The organism is uncultured Pseudoalteromonas sp., assembly GCF_963922945.1.
Lineage (GTDB): Bacteria > Pseudomonadota > Gammaproteobacteria > Enterobacterales > Alteromonadaceae > Pseudoalteromonas.
The window spans coordinates 71,100-87,408 of sequence record NZ_CAWUKC010000002.1 but is presented as its reverse complement, the minus strand read 5'-3'; the positions used below and the strand labels follow the sequence as shown (position 1 = coordinate 87,408).

Sequence of the window (16,309 nt, the reverse complement as noted above, 5' to 3'; positions counted from 1 at the left end):
TTTTTTAGCGGTGCGCTGTTAATGGCGATGGTGGCTGCGTTATTTTCGGTTAGAAATACGAGTATAAAATTTAGTTATTTATGTACAGCGGTTGTTGGATTAGCCATTTTGAGTAGTGGTTCAGCTTGGTTGGCAATATTACTCGCCTTTGGCTTTTGCTTTAACTTGTGGCAAGCGTTTGAGCGCAATAACTGGAGTATGATTATCGCAAGCGCACTTTCTGGCTTGTTATTCGTGGTGTTGTTTTCTGCGTATTTATTAATGGACGTTCCGCTTTTTTGGGTTGTAGTGTCTATTATCACGCTATCGACTGTAGGATTTATAAAAGACGAAGATCAAAACGTTGAGGTTTTGCATAACGTAACCTATCCCGAACCCTATCAGGATGACTCTCCTCTAGCTGAATTTGCAGATAAACAGCAGTTACGGAAAAGTTATTATAATTGGTACAAAGAGCAACACGAAGCTGTGTTAGTGATTGTCCGTCTTGAAGGCTTTGAACAAGTTAACCAACACATTGGCAGAGACTTTGGTGATTTACTTTTAGCGCAATCAGCCAGCAGAGTAAAAGATTTACTAAATAACGACGATGTCATTGCTTTAGGTGGGCGTGAAAAGCTAGCACATTTAGGGGGGCTTAATTTTGCATTTATTTGTAGCCTAGCTGCGCATAAACACAGCCATGAGCAGATAATAGAGCAAATTATTAGTGCGACGCTCAAACCATTCAACGTTGCCAACTGTACTGTAGAGGTAAAAGCGAGAGCAAGTTATGTTAATTGTGAAGAGCAAGATGCTAACTTTGATAAATTAGTATCGTGTGCTTATCTAGCTCTTGATAGCCAGCCAAAAAAAGCGGTAGTTGTGTACCATCAACAAATGATGGTTGAACAGCTTGAGCAACAAGCGCGCTTAAAAGAGTTAGCTAATATTGACTTTGTAAGCGAACTAGAGCTTTATTTTCAGCCTATTATCCGTAACGAAGACGGCCAAATTGAGTTTTTAGAGCTACTGCTACGCTGGCAGCATCCTCAGCAAGGTATTTTATCTGCGCACCGATTTATTGATGATATTCATATTGCAGGTTTAGCTTTCCCACTGGCTAAATTTGTAGTAGAGCGAGCGGCAGAGCTTGCTATGGCGCTGCGTATAGAGGGGATAGCTATACCGCTTAGTATCAACTTATTTGGTCCTGAAATGCTCAATGAAGAATTCGTTGAGTTTGTTGATAGCGTAGTGAGCGAGCATCGATTACAGCATGGCGATATCATTGTTGAATGCCCATTGCATATATTCACCGACTTAGATGATAAGGGCCGTGCTATGATTGCCAGATTAAATAATATTGGCTTAAAAATATGTGTTGATGGGTTAGGGGATAACCCAATCGTTCTTTCTAAGCTACCAAATTTAGCTGTTGAGTACATTAAGGTGGCGCCATCGCTTACTGCAGATTTTAGCAATCAAAATAATATTCGCAGCCTAGTTGGCGGTATGGTTGAAATGCACAACCAACAAAATACCAAGGTTATTTTTGAAGGTGTTGAAACCTTAGACCAACTAAAGTTTGTTAAAAGCTTAAAGGCCCATGCAGCACAAGGTTATTATTTTGGTCATCCACTTAGTAGTATTGGCCTAATGAGCTGGTTAAAGCAGTGGCAATCGGCTCAATCACAATAGGTTTTCCTTAGTGCACTAATGCTAATTACTGCTTTTTGCATGTAAGTACGCATTAACTAATGCGCTAATAATTTGTCCACAGCTTTGCATACCTGCTGTTAACCCAGCTGGGTGATTTAGCGGTGCTGCTTCACACAAATGTAGATAACGGGCAGTGCTGTGTTTTGCTGTTAAATACACATAATGCTCAGCATCACTCACGCTAAAGCCGCAACAGGTATAAGCGCTTGCCGGTAAAAACGAAATGCTGTCTAGGTCCAGTTCAATACCTAATGGCGCACTATTAAACGTTGATAAAGCATGCTGCACAGCATCAGTTAGGGATATTTCTCGGCGGATATTAATTGCCTGATAACTATGAAAACTCGATTGGGTTTGTGTGATTAAGCCAAAAACAGCTTGGCTATTTTTTTGCTCGTGCAGACCAATAATATGATAGTGCTTTAGCGCGTTATTTTGCAAAGCATAGCTAAAACCATTACCACTGTGGCGTCCCTCGCATGGGCGTAAATCTGCATGTGGATCAAAATTTATTGCGTTAACGCAGCGTTTGTAATGTTTGCTTAAAGCAGTGAGTATGCCAAAACTGTTATTATGCCCACCGCCGATAATAATAGGTTCAAGGCCAGCACTAAAAATAAGGGCTAGAGTGGCTTCAACTCGTTCGTCTACTTTTGCACATAATTTTCGCAGTTGCTCCAGCTGGGCTGTATTTTGGTTATCTAAATTTTGCGCTTGCGCCATCAAATCATCAACATCAATTTCGCCTAACAGCAATACTTGCTCAGCTACGCTAAATTGGTTAACAGGTTGGTTTAGATAGTGATGTAAAAAAGCTGACCACGCTTGGTTTGAGCCTCCCTTGCCTAAATTAGCACGTGGTCCTATATCCTCGCATATACCAATTAATACAAAGCGAATGCCAAATTGCGCCGCATCATTGAGTGCTTGCTGTACGTTTACATGGGTGTCTAATAGGGCGACCGACTGCCAAGTTTTTGTTTCGTTTGCGCGTTTAACACAGTATGGCTTTACTGCGTTTTCATCGTATATTTTGAGGGGTGGGGGCACTGTGTTCCAGTCCGTATTGAGCATCAAACTATTATGGTGAAATAAGCAGTGTTCCTGTGAACACTGCATGTGGTCTTATTCTTCGACAACTTCAAGTTCAAGTTCTTCTGCAGATAAAACGATACCTGTGCTATCAGCATAGATAAAGTCGCCATCAAAAAACGACACCCCTGCAAAGTTAACACCAATACCATCTTCACCAGCACCTTCGCTATCGGCAGCAACAGGAATTGATGCAATAGCTTGTATACCTAAATCAAGTTCTTCAAGCTCATCGACATGGCGCACTGCACCAAAAACAATAATACCATTCCAGTTGTTATCCAGAGCAAGCTCTGCAAGTTCAATGTCGATAAGGGCGCGTCGTGTTGAGCCACCACCATCGATAAGTAGTACTTGATCAGTACCGTCTTGTGAGAGTATTTCACGGATCAGTTCATTATTTTCAAAACATTTAACCGTTTTAATTCGGCCGCCAAACGTGTGTCGACCACCAAAGTTGATGAACATAGGTTCAAGCACGTCAACCACATCGGCAAAAAAGTCACATAAGTCAGAAGTGCTGTAATCCATTATTTTATCCTCAAAGGGTACATAAGTTACTCTCAGTATACCCTCCTTATATGCAATAACAACGACTTAATAGCAGTAAATTTACTCAAAATGCGGAAATTTTAAATGGCAACATTAGTGTCTTAAAAGCGTCACTCAATTGTTATTTTATATCGCTAAGCTTTCACTGTGGTTAGATATTGTGCAGATGAGGGTGAATAATGAACGATAATAACGTACTTAAAAAAATGGCTCAGATGGATGAACGGCTCTTTTTAACGCTGTTTAATTACAATTCACCTAAATGGCTGAAAACGGCTGCGCTTGGTTTATCTAAAAGTGGTAATGGTGGTTTATATTTACTTATGTGTGGCGCTGTTTGGTGGCTAAGTACCAATGAGCAGCATCAGTTATTGCCAATATCGGTGTTACTGGGGTTTGCAATTGAAAGGCCTATTTACTTTTTAGCAAAACGTAGCTTTGGCCGAATCCGCCCCTGCGATTGCTTAGTCAGTAATGCGTATATTGTACCTAGTGACAAATTTAGTTTACCTTCAGGGCACAGTGCAGCAGCATTTTTAGTTGCGGCAATATTGAGTCACTTTTTTGCAGAATATGCGTGGCTTTGGTTTAGTTGGGCATCGGGGGTGGCGGTTTCTCGTGTGGTATTAGGCGTACATTTTCCGGCAGATATAATAATAGGCGCCGCTATTGGCAGTTCATGTGGTTTATTTGCGCTAGCTTTGGTGGTGCCTGTATGAAGATATTATACGGCATACAAGGCACAGGTAATGGCCATATTACGCGCGCCCGTGTTATGGCAAGTTGTTTTAAAGAGTTAGGTATAGATGTAGATTACGTTTTTTCCGGACGTCCAGAAAAAGACTACTTTGATATGCAGGGCTTTGCTGATTACAAAACGTTTAGGGGTTTATCGTTTAGCACTAAAAACGGCCAAGTAAAAAGCTATCAAACATTAAAAAATGCTCGAGTGTGCAAGTTAGTTAACGATATAAAATCATTTGATGTAAAAAAATACGATTTTGTTTTGAATGACTTTGAGCCTATTTCAGCTTGGGCGGCAAAGAGAGCTGGCGTACCTGTGATTGGTATTAGTCATCAGGCGGCCTTTTTATCTAACAGTGTGCCTATGTTTGGTCGGGGGTTATTTAGAAAGTCTCTTATTAAGCACTATGCCCCTGCAAGCACTTATTTAGGCGTACATTGGCAACCTTTTGCTGACAATATTATACCGCCCTTTATTGCAAACCATGACCATGGCAATCCGGTCGCCGTTATGAATAAAGTGCTAGTGTACTTACCCTTTGAAAACCTCGACAACATTATTGATTATTTAAAGGACTTTCCAGAAAAAGAGTTTTACTGTTACCACCCACATGCACAAGACAAATCCCTTGGTCATATCCATTTGCGCACTCCTTCAAGAGCGGGGTTTTTAAACGACTTAGCAAATACCAGTGGCGTAATTGGTAATGCAGGCTTTGAGTTGGCAAGTGAGGCCTTAAAGCTTGGGAAAAAATTATTACTTAAACCTCTTGATGGTCAGTTTGAACAAGATGCAAATGCACAAACATTGCGGGCGATGAAAATGGCTCATGTAATGAATTATTTAAACCCGCAAGCGCTAGATGATTGGAATAGTGCCCCGCAAAACAAGAAAATTAATTTTCCCAGTGATCCTGCCCCTTTGGTTAAATGGCTACTTAATAAACAGTGGCATGACATTCACTCATTGCATAAAGATTTATGGGGTAATGTTAATCTAAAAGCATGAGTTGTATGTATAAAAAGTTAATAAAAAATTCAATATGAAGTGCCAGAACGTACTACACTATTAGTGCATATTAAATATAGGTGTTTTCAATGAATTTTTTACAAAACTTAACCATTAAAAGGCGTTTGCAACTTAATGCAGTGGTAGTCGGTCTGGCAATGGTCATTTTGTTGTGTGTGATAATTTATGAGTCACGCGTAACACTCAATCTGAATAAAACAATTCAGCTTGCAGAAGAGCTCAACGTACATGCACTAGAGCTCAGAAAGCATGAAAAAAACTTTCTTTTTTACAAGCAGCAGGAAGCACTTACATCATTTGATAAGGATTTTAGACAGCTAAGCACTAAAATCAAAAAGCTGCAGGGGGTAATGCAACAGCAGGGCATTACCGCAGCGCAAATTGAGCAGTTTCATACGCTTATTACTAACTACAACAACAATTTTTCAGAGGTTGTTAGGTTACAGCAACAGATAGGTTTAAACCCTAAAGATGGGTTATATGGCAAGCTCAGAACTGCGGTGCACGAAGTTGAGGTGCTATTAAAAGAGCAAGATAACTTTGAGCTTTTATCGGCAATGCTACAGCTGCGACGCGCTGAGAAAGATTTTATGCTGCGCTTTGATGCAAAATACTTAACTCGCTTTAACGAACTTATTAGTACGTTTAAACAAAAAATTACTCAAGCTGATTTACAAAGTAGTTATAAGTCGCAAATAAGCCCTTTAATAGATACGTACCAAAGCGCTTTTCAAAATCTTGTAAAGGCACAAACACAGTTAGGCCTAGACTTAGACTCAGGTGCGCTAGGTGTAATGCGGGGCAACGTAGAAAAAAGCGATCAGGTTGTAGGTGAAATTGTTCAATCAACTAAGCTGGAAGTTGAAAAAAGCGTTGAGCAAGCTCAATTTATTGCCATAGTTGTATTTGTTATTTCGGGCGTTATTGTATTGGCGTTAGTGTACCTGACTAGTCACTCAATCATTGTTCCTATCGAGCGTGTTTATCACACTATAAACGACATACGCCGTCATAACGATTTAAGCCTTATTATAGAGCAAACAGGTAATGACGAAGTTACCATTATGACCTCAGATTTTAATAGCTTAATAGGCGATTTCAAAAACCTCATAAACGAAGTTAACAGTGCGCTTAATACGCTAAATGTGGCCACCGAACATTTATCTGAAAGTACCTCTGCAACAAGTTCAGGTATGCAAGAGCAGCTACACGAAGCGGATATGGTTGCCACTGCCGCAACGCAAATGCAGGCCACGATTCAAGATATCTCGCATAATACCGAAGCGGCAGCTAAAAAAGCTGAGTCAACCAATCTTAGTGCGCAGCAAGGGCGTAATGAAGTCGATTCAACCGTTAATCATATACGTGATTTATCTTCGTCGTTAGGGAATGCATCAAACGTGGTATCACAGCTTGAAAAAGATGCTGAAACCATAGGCTCTGTACTTGATGTAATTCGAGGGATTGCTGAGCAAACTAATTTACTCGCACTAAATGCCGCAATAGAAGCTGCGCGCGCAGGTGAGCAAGGTCGTGGATTTGCAGTGGTAGCAGATGAAGTTCGTTCACTTGCTCAACGTACGCAAGAATCTACCAGCGAAATTGAAGGCATTATTAATACCCTTCAAGAGCGTACTCAAGAGGTTGTTAGTATTATGCATCAATGTCGTTCACAAGGGGATGAAAGTGCCTCTCAAGCTATCAAGGCAGGTGACTTACTTGGCTTAATCACTGAAGATGTGCAAACTATTATGGAAATGAGTACTCAAATTGCTGTTGCCATTGATGAGCAAAGCCAAGTGGCCTCTGAGGTTAACAAAAATGTAGTACGCATTAGAGATATCGCTCAAAATGCTTCTGAGCATGCAGTAAATAATGCGCAAACAAGTGAAGAAGTCTCTGAGCAAGCACGCGTTTTATTCACAGCTATTGATAAGTTTAAAGTGTAGTACAAGGTCGTATTTATTAAGCCAATAAAGTTTAAGGAACAAACTTTATTGGCACGCTGTCTTTGTTTTTTTCGTGCTCGTCAACGCGAGCTTGGTATTTATCCCACAAGGTTTGTTGTTGTGCTTGAAGCGTCTCAAAATAGCGCCAGCTAAACAGGCCGCTATTATGGCCATCATCAAAGTCTAATCTGAGTGCGTAATGTCCCACAGGGACAATCTTTTTTATACCAACTTTGTGTTTATTAAGTACTGGTTTCATTGGCTCTGCCCCATGCCCTTGCACTTCAGCAGAAGGGGAGTGAACGCGTAAAAACTCGCAGCTAAATACAGTCATAGTGTCATCATCAAAGTAAACATCTAGGTTTTTACTTACACTATGATAGTGCACTTTTATAACGTGTTTCATTTTATATACCCCATTAAAAAGCCTCCAATATGGAGGCTTTAAGTATAGTATTTTTATTCGCTTTAAAGAATAAAACGACTTAAGTCTTCATCTTCAACCAGTGCGCCTAAGTGTTTTTCTACGTAAGCGGCATCAATAGTAAGGGTAGAGCCTGCTTGCTCAGAAGCATCATACGAGATTTCTTCCATTAGCTTTTCCATTACTGTATGTAAGCGACGAGCACCAATATTTTCGGTTTTCTCGTTTACTTGCCATGCAGCCTTAGCTATACGATCTATCGCATCATCGCTAAATTCAACATTCACCTGCTCTGTTTTAAGCAATTCACGTTGCTGCTCAGTAAGTGATGCATGCGGCTCAGTAAGAATTCGTTTAAAGTCATTTGCGCTAAGTGCTTCAAGCTCTACACGAATAGGTAAACGACCTTGTAGCTCAGGGATCATGTCTGATGGCTTGGCCATTTGAAATGCACCCGATGCTATAAATAACATATGATCGGTTTTAACCATGCCATGCTTAGTATTAACGGTTGAACCTTCAATTAAAGGAAGTAGGTCGCGTTGTACACCTTCACGGCTAACATCTGGGCCTGACGAATCGCCACGCTTACAAATTTTGTCTATTTCATCAATAAACACAATACCGTTTTGCTCAACAGAAAAAATAGCTTGCTCTTTTAGTTCTTCAGGATTAACTAATTTAGCGGCTTCCTCTTCTGTTAACAGTTTAAAGGCTTCTTTAATTTTTAACTTGCGTTTAGTACGTTTGTCGCCACCCATGTTTTGAAACATGCTTTGTAACTGGTTGGTCATATCTTCCATACCAGGAGGCGCCATGATCTCTACATTTGGTTGTGCTTGTGCTAGATCAATTTCGATTTCTTTATCATCAAGCTGGCCTTCACGTAGTTTTTTACGGAACGTTTGGCGAGTAGATGAGTTGTCATCGCGCTGTGTTTCACCATATTGGTCTTTAGCGGGTGGTAAAAGAGCATCTAAAATACGTTCTTCAGCCGCTTCTTCTGCGCGGTGCTTAAACTTTTTAGTTTGTTGCTCGCGAGTCATTTTAATTGCTACATCAACTAAATCGCGAATAATGGTTTCTACTTCTTTGCCAACATAACCTACTTCGGTAAATTTAGTTGCTTCTACTTTAATAAAAGGCGCATTTGCAAGTTTAGCTAGACGACGGGCAATTTCTGTTTTACCTACACCTGTTGGGCCAATCATTAAAATGTTTTTAGGGGTTACTTCACTACGTAAGTCATCGTTTAATTGCATTCGACGCCAGCGATTACGAAGGGCAATAGCCACAGCTTTTTTAGCCTTAGCTTGACCAATAATATGCTGATCTAACTCGTGTACAATTTCTCTTGGGGTCATAGCAGACATAATGGGTCCTATTATAGTTCTTCGATTGTTTGGAAGTTGTTGGTAAATACACAGATGTTGCCAGCAATGGTAAGGCTTTTCTCTACAATATCGCGAGCGCTTAAATCGGTATTTTCTAATAGGGCAGTGGCTGCTGATTGTGCAAAGTTACCACCACTACCAATAGCGATTAGGTCGTTTTCTGGCTGCACTACATCGCCGTTACCAGTAATTATCAGTGAGGCGGTCTCATCGGCAACGGCAAGGAGTGCTTCAAGTTTGCGAAGAGCCCTGTCGCTGCGCCAGTCTTTAGCCATTTCAACAGCGGCTTTAGTAAGGTTTCCTTGATGCATTTCTAGTTTGCTTTCAAAGCGTTCGAAAAGGGTAAAGGCATCAGCAGTACCACCGGCAAAACCAGCAATTACTTTGCCATTATAAAGACGTCGAACTTTACGGGCATTGCCCTTCATTACAGTATTACCAAGTGATACTTGGCCATCGCCACCAATTACTACTTTATTGTCGCGGCGTACACTTACGATAGTGGTCATTTTATTCCTCATCATCAAGCTGCGGGGGCAGCTTGTTAAAAACGATTATGATGAGGTTATATGGGTGAATGGTCTAATTTCAAGTCCAGCCCCAAATTCCGCAGCTAACAACATGCACTCGCTTGAGTTTGTTTTTGTCGCTTTCGGCTTGGCGCTTGGTTTTATAAGGACCTAAGCGCACTTTATACCACACGCCATTAGTACCTGTGGTCTTTTTAATTTCAGAAATTAACCCAGCAAAGGCGATTTTAGCTTTGAGTGTTTCGGCTTGCTCGTGTGTTCTAAACGAACCACACTGCATAACATAGGGGCCTTTTTGCTCAATCTCTCGTACTTCTACTTGGATCTCGTGCTCTTTAATTTCTTCAATAAACTTAGGCGCGCGAGGCTTAGCAATTTCTACTTTTTGCGCTGGTTTTGGGTGGGCTTGCTGCTCAGCAAGCTTAGGGTCTGCATTATTTTTAATAAACCATAAGCCGTAGGCGAAACCGCCTACAAGCAAAACAGTAATAATAACTAAAAATATAGGAAAGGGCTTTTTAGCAGGGGCTTGCTTGGTGTTTTTTCTGCCCGCTGGTTTTTTATTAATATAATCGTGCTGTGCCATTTGGCTTTAACCTAAATCATGTCTATAGGGTCAACATCTAAACTCCAGCGCACTTTTTGTGCTAATTTGCTGGTGCTTAAATAGTCAACCATTTGCGCAAGATACTGGTGTAATACTTTGCGATCTTGCGCTTGAATATGCAATTGAAACCGGTACATACCCGCTATTCTTTCTAATGGGGCTGGTATTGGTCCGAGCAATTGTATACCAGATACGCCGTTGACAGGAACCAAATCCGTCAAAAAATCGACAACTTGAGTAATATTGTGTCCTTGCGCTCTAACTATAGCCATATTTGTAATAGGCGGTAGGTCGGCATCATCACGTTCGCTTAATGCAAAACGAGCAAAATCTTGGTAGCCATTATTTACCAAGTCCTGTAGTAAAGGGTGTTCAGGAAAATGGGTTTGTAGTAATACTTGCCCAGGCTCTCCCGAGCGACCTGCGCGCCCTGCAACTTGCGTTACTAATTGGGCTAAATGCTCTGTGGCTCTAAAATCGCACGAGTACAAACCGCTATCTACATCTAATATAAGTACTAAGCTCACATCGGCAAAATGATGACCTTTAGCCAGCATTTGAGTGCCCACTAAAATACGTGGGCCACCTTGATTAATTTCCTCTAGTGCTTTTTCTAAGCTTCCTTTACGACGAGTTGAGTCGCGATCTATTCGCGTTACGGGTGTATCAGGGAATTCGCTTGATAAAAACTCTTCAATTTGTTCTGTACCTTTTCCGTTAGGAAAAATTTGTGTGCTACCGCAATCAGGGCACTGGTAAGGTACTGGTTGTTGCTCAGCGCAGTGATGGCAAATCATTTGCCCAATCGCTTTATGAAAAGTCGCGCTGGTGCTACAACGGTTACATTCACTGAGCCATCCGCATTCATGGCAAATTAGCGTGGGAGAAAAACCACGCCGATTTAAAAACACCATAACTTGCTTACCACGCTTTAAATGTTGGCGCATAGTGGCAAGACTTGCGTGGGCAATACCTGCTTGGTCAGGCTGTCCTTTCATATCGAGCAGCATAAACTGATTATCGGTCGCAGTTTGTGCGCGCTCTGTCAGACTTAAAAGTTGATACTTGTTATTTATTGCCTTGTGAAGGGTTTCTAGCGCGGGAGTGGCGCTGCCCAAAATTAGCGGTATTTTGTGCTGAAATGCTCGATAAGCAGCTAAATCGCGTGCATGGTAACGTAAGGTATCTTGCTGTTTAAATGATGAATCATGCTCTTCATCAACCACTATCATCCCTAACTTTAAAAAAGGTAGAAAAATGCTCGAACGGGTACCAATAACAATTGCGCAGCTGCCTTTTTCGCAAAAACGCCATGTTTGTAAGCGCTCGTTATCGGTTAAGGCTGAGTGCCACAACATTATTGGCGTATCAGGAAAGCGACGGCGAAACCGGTTGACAGTTTGCGGGGTTAAGCCTATTTCAGGCACCAATACTAAGGCTTGCTCGCCACGTTTAAGGACTTCTTCAAGGCACTGTAAATACACTTCGGTTTTACCACTGCCAGTCACACCTTCTAATAAAAAGCTTTTAAAGCCAACACTTTGATTGATTGTCGTGCACGCAACAGCTTGCTCTTTATTAAGTACTGGCTTGGTACCGACTGTGGGCGCAATGTTTTGCCATTGATTATCATGCTCAATGCTCTGGGTTATGAGTTCTTTATCTATTAAGGCATCGATTGTTTTTTTACTAAAGCCGAGCGCTTTTAGCTCGGTCAACGATGATTTACCCGACTGTGCGAGCTGTTTTAATAAGTTTAATTGAGTTTTCGCTTTTAAGGACGGTAATTTCTCACCTTTCTCGGTAAGGCTAACCATGTTTATGCTGGTTTTATCTGGGTTTTCACCTTGGCGAAGCGCACTTGGTAGTGCAATGTGTATGGTTTCGCCTAATGGGTAGCAATAGTAACGTGCTGTAAAACTGAGCAGCTCTAGATGCTGCAATGATAAAATAGGGGTTTGGTCAATAACCTCAATAACCGCTTTAATTTTGTTCTCTGGTACATCGGTATGCGTTTTAAGTGCTAGCACTACCGCTACTTTCTTTTGATTCCCAAAAGGCACTAATACGCGCATCCCCGGCATAATAGGCGCCGAGAGCGAGGTAAGTTGTTCATCTATTTTATAATCAAAGGTGCGTGGTAACGGCACTTTAATAGCCACTTCAACAAAGCGCATAACAACTCATGTAATAAAGGGTAATGGCTTAATGTACTAAAAATAAGGTTAAAAACCTACATGCAAATGGAGAGTGTAGTGTTGGTTGGTTACTTTTTTGACAAAAAGCGTAATTAAAGCTTGTGTGGGGCAAGCTAGTTGGATAAAATCCGCGGCCTATAAATTTGTTTTAACGACGTATGGTGCCAGACTTCGGGTTTGGAGAGCGATGCGGCCTTAACTAGAGGTTCCTATGAAAGAAGGTATTCACCCTAAGTACGAAGCAATTTCTGCAACATGTTCATGCGGAAACAAATTCGAAACTCGTTCTACTCTTTGTAAAGACATTCACTTAGACGTATGTTCTGCGTGTCACCCGTTTTACACTGGTAAGCAAAAGATTTTAGACACTGGCGGCCGTGTTGATCGCTTCAACAAGCGCTTCGGTGCACTTAGCAGCAAAAAGTAATTATTGCTGTTTAGTAAAAAAAGCACCTTTGGGTGCTTTTTTTTGTGCCTAAAATTCCTCATTTTTGCTGAAATATCAGCGATTGTTGCCGTACTACTTATGCATAACTATTTCCTGTTCTTATTCTGAATATGCATAATCCTTTACAGACAATTTCCCGATTCTTCTCTATATTTTTATATGTTAATTTTTAACCAAGCTGCTAAAAGTGCTTATCGTGACGATATTTGTTTTTAACGTAGGTAAACGCGCCATAATGGTGCATTTTAATAGTTAAGTGCACTACAATTTAACCAAAATACTGTACGGGAAAAATGAACCTCAAAACGCACTTTTTAGATGAATTTTTATTTGTTTAAAGTTGATAACTTTTAGCGAAGTTGCTGATAAATCACTTAAAATTAACGGATATAGCATATAACAGGATAGACCTGATATTGCTTGGAATTTAAAAATAATAAGAGTATCTTAGCCCTATACTCCCTCTCACTTAACTTAAATTGCAGGATACCATCGCGTTATGTCAGATTTTCGTGAACAAGCATTACACTACCACTCACACCCCGTTCCTGGAAAAATCAGCATTGAGCTCACAAAACCAGCGGAAACAGTGCAAGACTTAGCTCTAGCATATAGCCCTGGTGTTGCAGAACCCGTGCGTGAAATTGCAGCAGACCCAGCTAATGCATATACCTATACCGGTAAAGGTAACATGGTTGCGGTGATCAGTAACGGTACGGCAATTTTAGGTTTAGGTAATTTAGGGCCATTAGCCTCTAAACCTGTTATGGAAGGTAAAGCACTGTTATTCAAACGCTTTGCAGGCTTAGATTCTATTGATATAGAAGTGAAGCATCGCACCACTGAAGACTTTATTAATACCGTGGCGAATATTGCTGACACGTTTGGTGGCATTAACTTAGAAGATATTAAAGCGCCCGAGTGTTTTGAAATTGAAAAAGCGCTTATTGAACGCTGCAGTATTCCGGTTTTTCATGATGACCAACATGGTACCGCTATTGTTACTGCAGCAGGTATGCTTAACGCATTAGAAGTGCAGGGCAAATCAATAGAAGATGCCATTATTGTATGTTTAGGGGCAGGTGCTGCAGCAGTTGCGTGTATGGAGCTATTAATTAAGTGTGGAGCACTGCGCGAACATATTTATATGTTAGACCGCAAAGGGGTTATTCATACTCGCCGCGATGACTTAAATGAATACAAACAGCTTTTTGCTAACAATACAGATAAGCGCACGCTACAAGATGTAATTGCTGATGCAGATGTGTTTGTTGGGGTTTCTGGCCCTAATTTATTAGCGCCTGAAGACTTAAAGCTGATGGCTGATAAACCTGTGGTATTTGCATGTTCAAATCCAGATCCCGAAATTGCTCCAGAGCTTGCGCACAGCGCACGTGCGGACTTAATTATGGCTACGGGTCGTTCAGACTTTCCTAACCAAGTTAATAATGTTTTATGTTTCCCGTTTATTTTCCGTGGTGCACTTGATGTTCGTGCAAGCGCTATTAACGATGAAATGAAAATAGCTGCTGTTGAAGCTATACGCAGTATTGCTAAAGAGCCAGTGCCTGAGCAAGTATTAAAAGCGGCAGGTGTAGAAAAGCTTGAGTTTGGTGCAGATTACATTATTCCTAAGCCGATGGACCCGCGTTTATTACCACGTATAGCCAAGGCGGTTGCGATTGCTGCAGTTGAATCAGGCGTGGCACAAATTGACTTACCAGAAAACTACATGGCGTAATATATAGCGTTGAAACAAAAAAACCTCAGCATGCTGAGGTTTTTTTGTTTAAAAAGGCGCTTTATTCTTCATCTAAAATAGGCACTTCTAAGCCCATTTCTTGCATTATCTTTTTAACTTCTTCAGGTACTTTTTCTGCGTTATCTTTACGTAGGTCATCATCATTAGGTAACGGCTGACCTGTAAATGCATGTAAAAATGCTTCACATAGTAGCTCGCTGTTTGTTGCATGACGCAAGTTGTTTATTTGACGACGCGTGCGTTCATCAGTTAATACCTTTAATACATTTAGCGGGATCGAAACGGTGATCTTTTTAACTTGCTCTGATTTTTTCCCGTGTTCTGCGTATGGGTGAATATACTCACCATTCCATTTAGCCATAAGATGTATCGTTGCCTCAGATTATTAATTTCTAACACGGCGTAAAAAGCGTGTAAATATGCGTGAAATTCTATCGTTTTAAAAAAGATAGTCAAATAATAGATACCAAACTCGCAGAATAAGCTTGTTTATAACGCTAAATACAGCCCAGTTAAAGTACTACGAGTCTATAATTTTTAGCCATCTAGAGTCTTAAAATCTTTGACTTATTATAATGGATAACTTACTCTTTTAGACGTCTAAACATCCAAAATAATTAGGTGACGAATATGAGCGAAAAAAACAAAGCAACCATTGCTGTACGAAATGGGGTTGATGCCGATAAACATCATGGTGCTGTAGTACCGCCAATTTATTTATCGACAACGTATTCGTTTGCCGATTTTGATACTAAACGTGCATACGATTACGGGCGCAGTGGTAACCCAAATCGCGATATTTTAGCCGAGACATTAGCAGAACTTGAAGGTGGTGCACGCGGCATCATAACAGCTACGGGCATGGCAGCAGTGCATTTGGCCACACAGCTACTTAATAGCGACGATACACTCGTAATTCCTCATGATTGCTATGGTGGTAGCTACCGTTTATTTACATCGTTAGAGAAGCGCGGCCTACTAAAGTTAAAGGTTCTTGATTTAACCAAGCCAGAAAACCTAGAACAAATTTTAACTATTAAACCTAAATTAATTTGGATAGAAACACCAAGTAACCCTGTGCTGCGCTTAACGGATATTAAAGCCGTGACAGATATAGCAAAACAGTGCGGGGCATTGGTTGCTGCCGACAACACCTTTTTATCACCAGCATTGCAAAACCCAATTAAGTTTGGTGTAGATATTGTGGTGCACTCTACCACCAAATATATTAACGGCCATTCTGATGTTGTAGGCGGTGCCGTTGTGGCTGCAAGCCAAGAGCTTGGTGACGAGCTTGCGTGGTGGGCCAACAACATTGGTATTACCGGCGCCCCATTTGACAGCTATTTAACGTTACGTGGGTTACGTACTTTAAATGTGCGTTTAAGGCAGCACCAAGAAAATGCCCTGGCGATTGCTAAGTATCTTGAAAGATCTGAGTATGTTAGCCAAGTTTACTACCCAGGCCTTGAATCGCACCCTCAACATACACTTGCTAAAGCTCAACAACTTGGCTTTGGTGGCATGGTTAGTTTTGATATTAAAGGTGATGTGGATGATGCTGCGGCGTTCTTAACAAGCCTTAAAGAGTTTAGCTTAGCCGAATCGTTAGGTGGGGTTGAGAGTTTAATTTGCCACCCAGCTACTATGACTCACGCAGGGATGGAGCCAAAAGCACGCCTAGAAGCGGGAGTAGGGGATACGTTAATTCGTATTTCGGTAGGTATTGAAGATATAGAAGACTTATTGGCTGATTTTGAGCGTGTATTTAACCTAGTTAAACCCGGGCAAAATAAAAATGTAGGCCGTGTTGGTAAAGCTGCAGGCAATGCCAATGGAGATGTAAAGCAACAAGCTGCTCATCCAGCATTGTGGTGA

General features: G+C 41.1%; 15 protein-coding genes. 7 read left to right on the top strand and 8 right to left on the bottom strand.

Going from position 1 to position 16,309, the window contains the following annotated elements:
- Positions 1–21: 21 nt before the first annotated feature.
- Complete coding sequence (locus AABI99_RS00930) at positions 22–1,680, top strand: GGDEF domain-containing phosphodiesterase (RefSeq protein WP_338362713.1); 1,659 nt, start codon at positions 22–24, stop codon at positions 1,678–1,680.
- A 21-nt stretch (positions 1,681–1,701) separates the two neighbouring features.
- On the opposite strand, the gene AABI99_RS00925 is transcribed toward AABI99_RS00930, so the two are convergent.
- On the bottom strand, positions 1,702–2,751 hold the full coding sequence (locus AABI99_RS00925) for a formimidoylglutamase (protein WP_338362712.1): 1,050 nt from the start codon (positions 2,749–2,751) through the stop codon (positions 1,702–1,704).
- A 75-nt stretch (positions 2,752–2,826) separates the two neighbouring features.
- Positions 2,827–3,324 carry a ribonuclease E activity regulator RraA gene (gene rraA, locus AABI99_RS00920; protein ID WP_338362690.1) on the bottom strand — a complete coding sequence of 166 codons (498 nt, stop codon included), beginning with the start codon at positions 3,322–3,324 and terminating at the stop codon, positions 2,827–2,829.
- Between the two features lie 200 nt (positions 3,325–3,524).
- Here rraA and AABI99_RS00915 point away from each other — a divergent pair, with 200 nt between their 5' ends.
- The 3 genes from AABI99_RS00915 to AABI99_RS00905 all read left to right on the top strand — a co-directional run bounded on the left by AABI99_RS00915 (position 3,525) and on the right by AABI99_RS00905 (position 7,068).
- Entirely contained in the window at positions 3,525–4,064 is a 540-nt protein-coding gene (locus AABI99_RS00915; protein ID WP_338362689.1) for a phosphatase PAP2 family protein, read from the top strand.
- The gene (locus tag AABI99_RS00910) at positions 4,061–5,098 is read left to right on the top strand and encodes an MJ1255/VC2487 family glycosyltransferase (RefSeq protein WP_338362688.1); all 1,038 of its coding nucleotides are present in this window, start codon (positions 4,061–4,063) and stop codon (positions 5,096–5,098) included. Before AABI99_RS00915 ends, AABI99_RS00910 begins: the two co-directional genes overlap by 4 nt.
- A gap of 89 nt (positions 5,099–5,187) precedes the next feature.
- A complete protein-coding gene (locus tag AABI99_RS00905; RefSeq protein ID WP_338362687.1) occupies positions 5,188–7,068 on the top strand; it encodes a methyl-accepting chemotaxis protein in 1,881 nt (626 codons plus the stop codon).
- A 31-nt stretch (positions 7,069–7,099) separates the two neighbouring features.
- Here AABI99_RS00905 and AABI99_RS00900 read toward each other — a convergent pair whose 3' ends face one another.
- The 5 genes from AABI99_RS00900 to priA form a co-directional block, all read right to left on the bottom strand.
- Entirely contained in the window at positions 7,100–7,474 is a 375-nt protein-coding gene (locus tag AABI99_RS00900; RefSeq protein ID WP_338362686.1) for a gamma-butyrobetaine hydroxylase-like domain-containing protein, read from the bottom strand.
- A 62-nt stretch (positions 7,475–7,536) separates the two neighbouring features.
- Positions 7,537–8,865, bottom strand: coding sequence for an HslU--HslV peptidase ATPase subunit (hslU, locus tag AABI99_RS00895; RefSeq protein WP_338362685.1), 1,329 nt, complete (start codon positions 8,863–8,865; stop codon positions 7,537–7,539).
- A gap of 11 nt (positions 8,866–8,876) precedes the next feature.
- Positions 8,877–9,395: an ATP-dependent protease subunit HslV gene (gene hslV / locus AABI99_RS00890; RefSeq protein ID WP_004589336.1), complete on the bottom strand. Its 519-nt coding sequence runs from the start codon at positions 9,393–9,395 to the stop codon at positions 8,877–8,879.
- 79 nt (positions 9,396–9,474) lie between these two features.
- On the bottom strand, positions 9,475–10,002 hold the full coding sequence (locus AABI99_RS00885; RefSeq protein ID WP_338362684.1) for an SPOR domain-containing protein: 528 nt from the start codon (positions 10,000–10,002) through the stop codon (positions 9,475–9,477).
- 11 nt (positions 10,003–10,013) lie between these two features.
- Positions 10,014–12,200 carry a primosomal protein N' gene (gene priA / locus AABI99_RS00880; RefSeq protein WP_338362683.1) on the bottom strand — a complete coding sequence of 729 codons (2,187 nt, stop codon included), beginning with the start codon at positions 12,198–12,200 and terminating at the stop codon, positions 10,014–10,016.
- A gap of 232 nt (positions 12,201–12,432) precedes the next feature.
- On the opposite strand from priA, the gene rpmE reads away from it, so the two are divergent.
- Positions 12,433–12,648, top strand: a complete 216-nt coding sequence (rpmE, locus tag AABI99_RS00875; protein ID WP_004589339.1) for a 50S ribosomal protein L31 — start codon at positions 12,433–12,435, stop codon at positions 12,646–12,648.
- 520 nt (positions 12,649–13,168) lie between these two features.
- Complete coding sequence (locus tag AABI99_RS00870) at positions 13,169–14,410, top strand: malic enzyme-like NAD(P)-binding protein (protein WP_338362682.1); 1,242 nt, start codon at positions 13,169–13,171, stop codon at positions 14,408–14,410.
- A gap of 61 nt (positions 14,411–14,471) precedes the next feature.
- Here AABI99_RS00870 and metJ read toward each other — a convergent pair whose 3' ends face one another.
- Positions 14,472–14,792 (bottom strand): met regulon transcriptional regulator MetJ, encoded by a 321-nt coding sequence (gene metJ / locus AABI99_RS00865; RefSeq protein ID WP_004589341.1) that lies wholly within the window; start codon positions 14,790–14,792, stop codon positions 14,472–14,474.
- Positions 14,793–15,061: 269 nt separating this feature from the next.
- Here metJ and metB point away from each other — a divergent pair, with 269 nt between their 5' ends.
- On the top strand, positions 15,062–16,309 hold the full coding sequence (metB, locus tag AABI99_RS00860; protein ID WP_338362681.1) for a cystathionine gamma-synthase: 1,248 nt from the start codon (positions 15,062–15,064) through the stop codon (positions 16,307–16,309).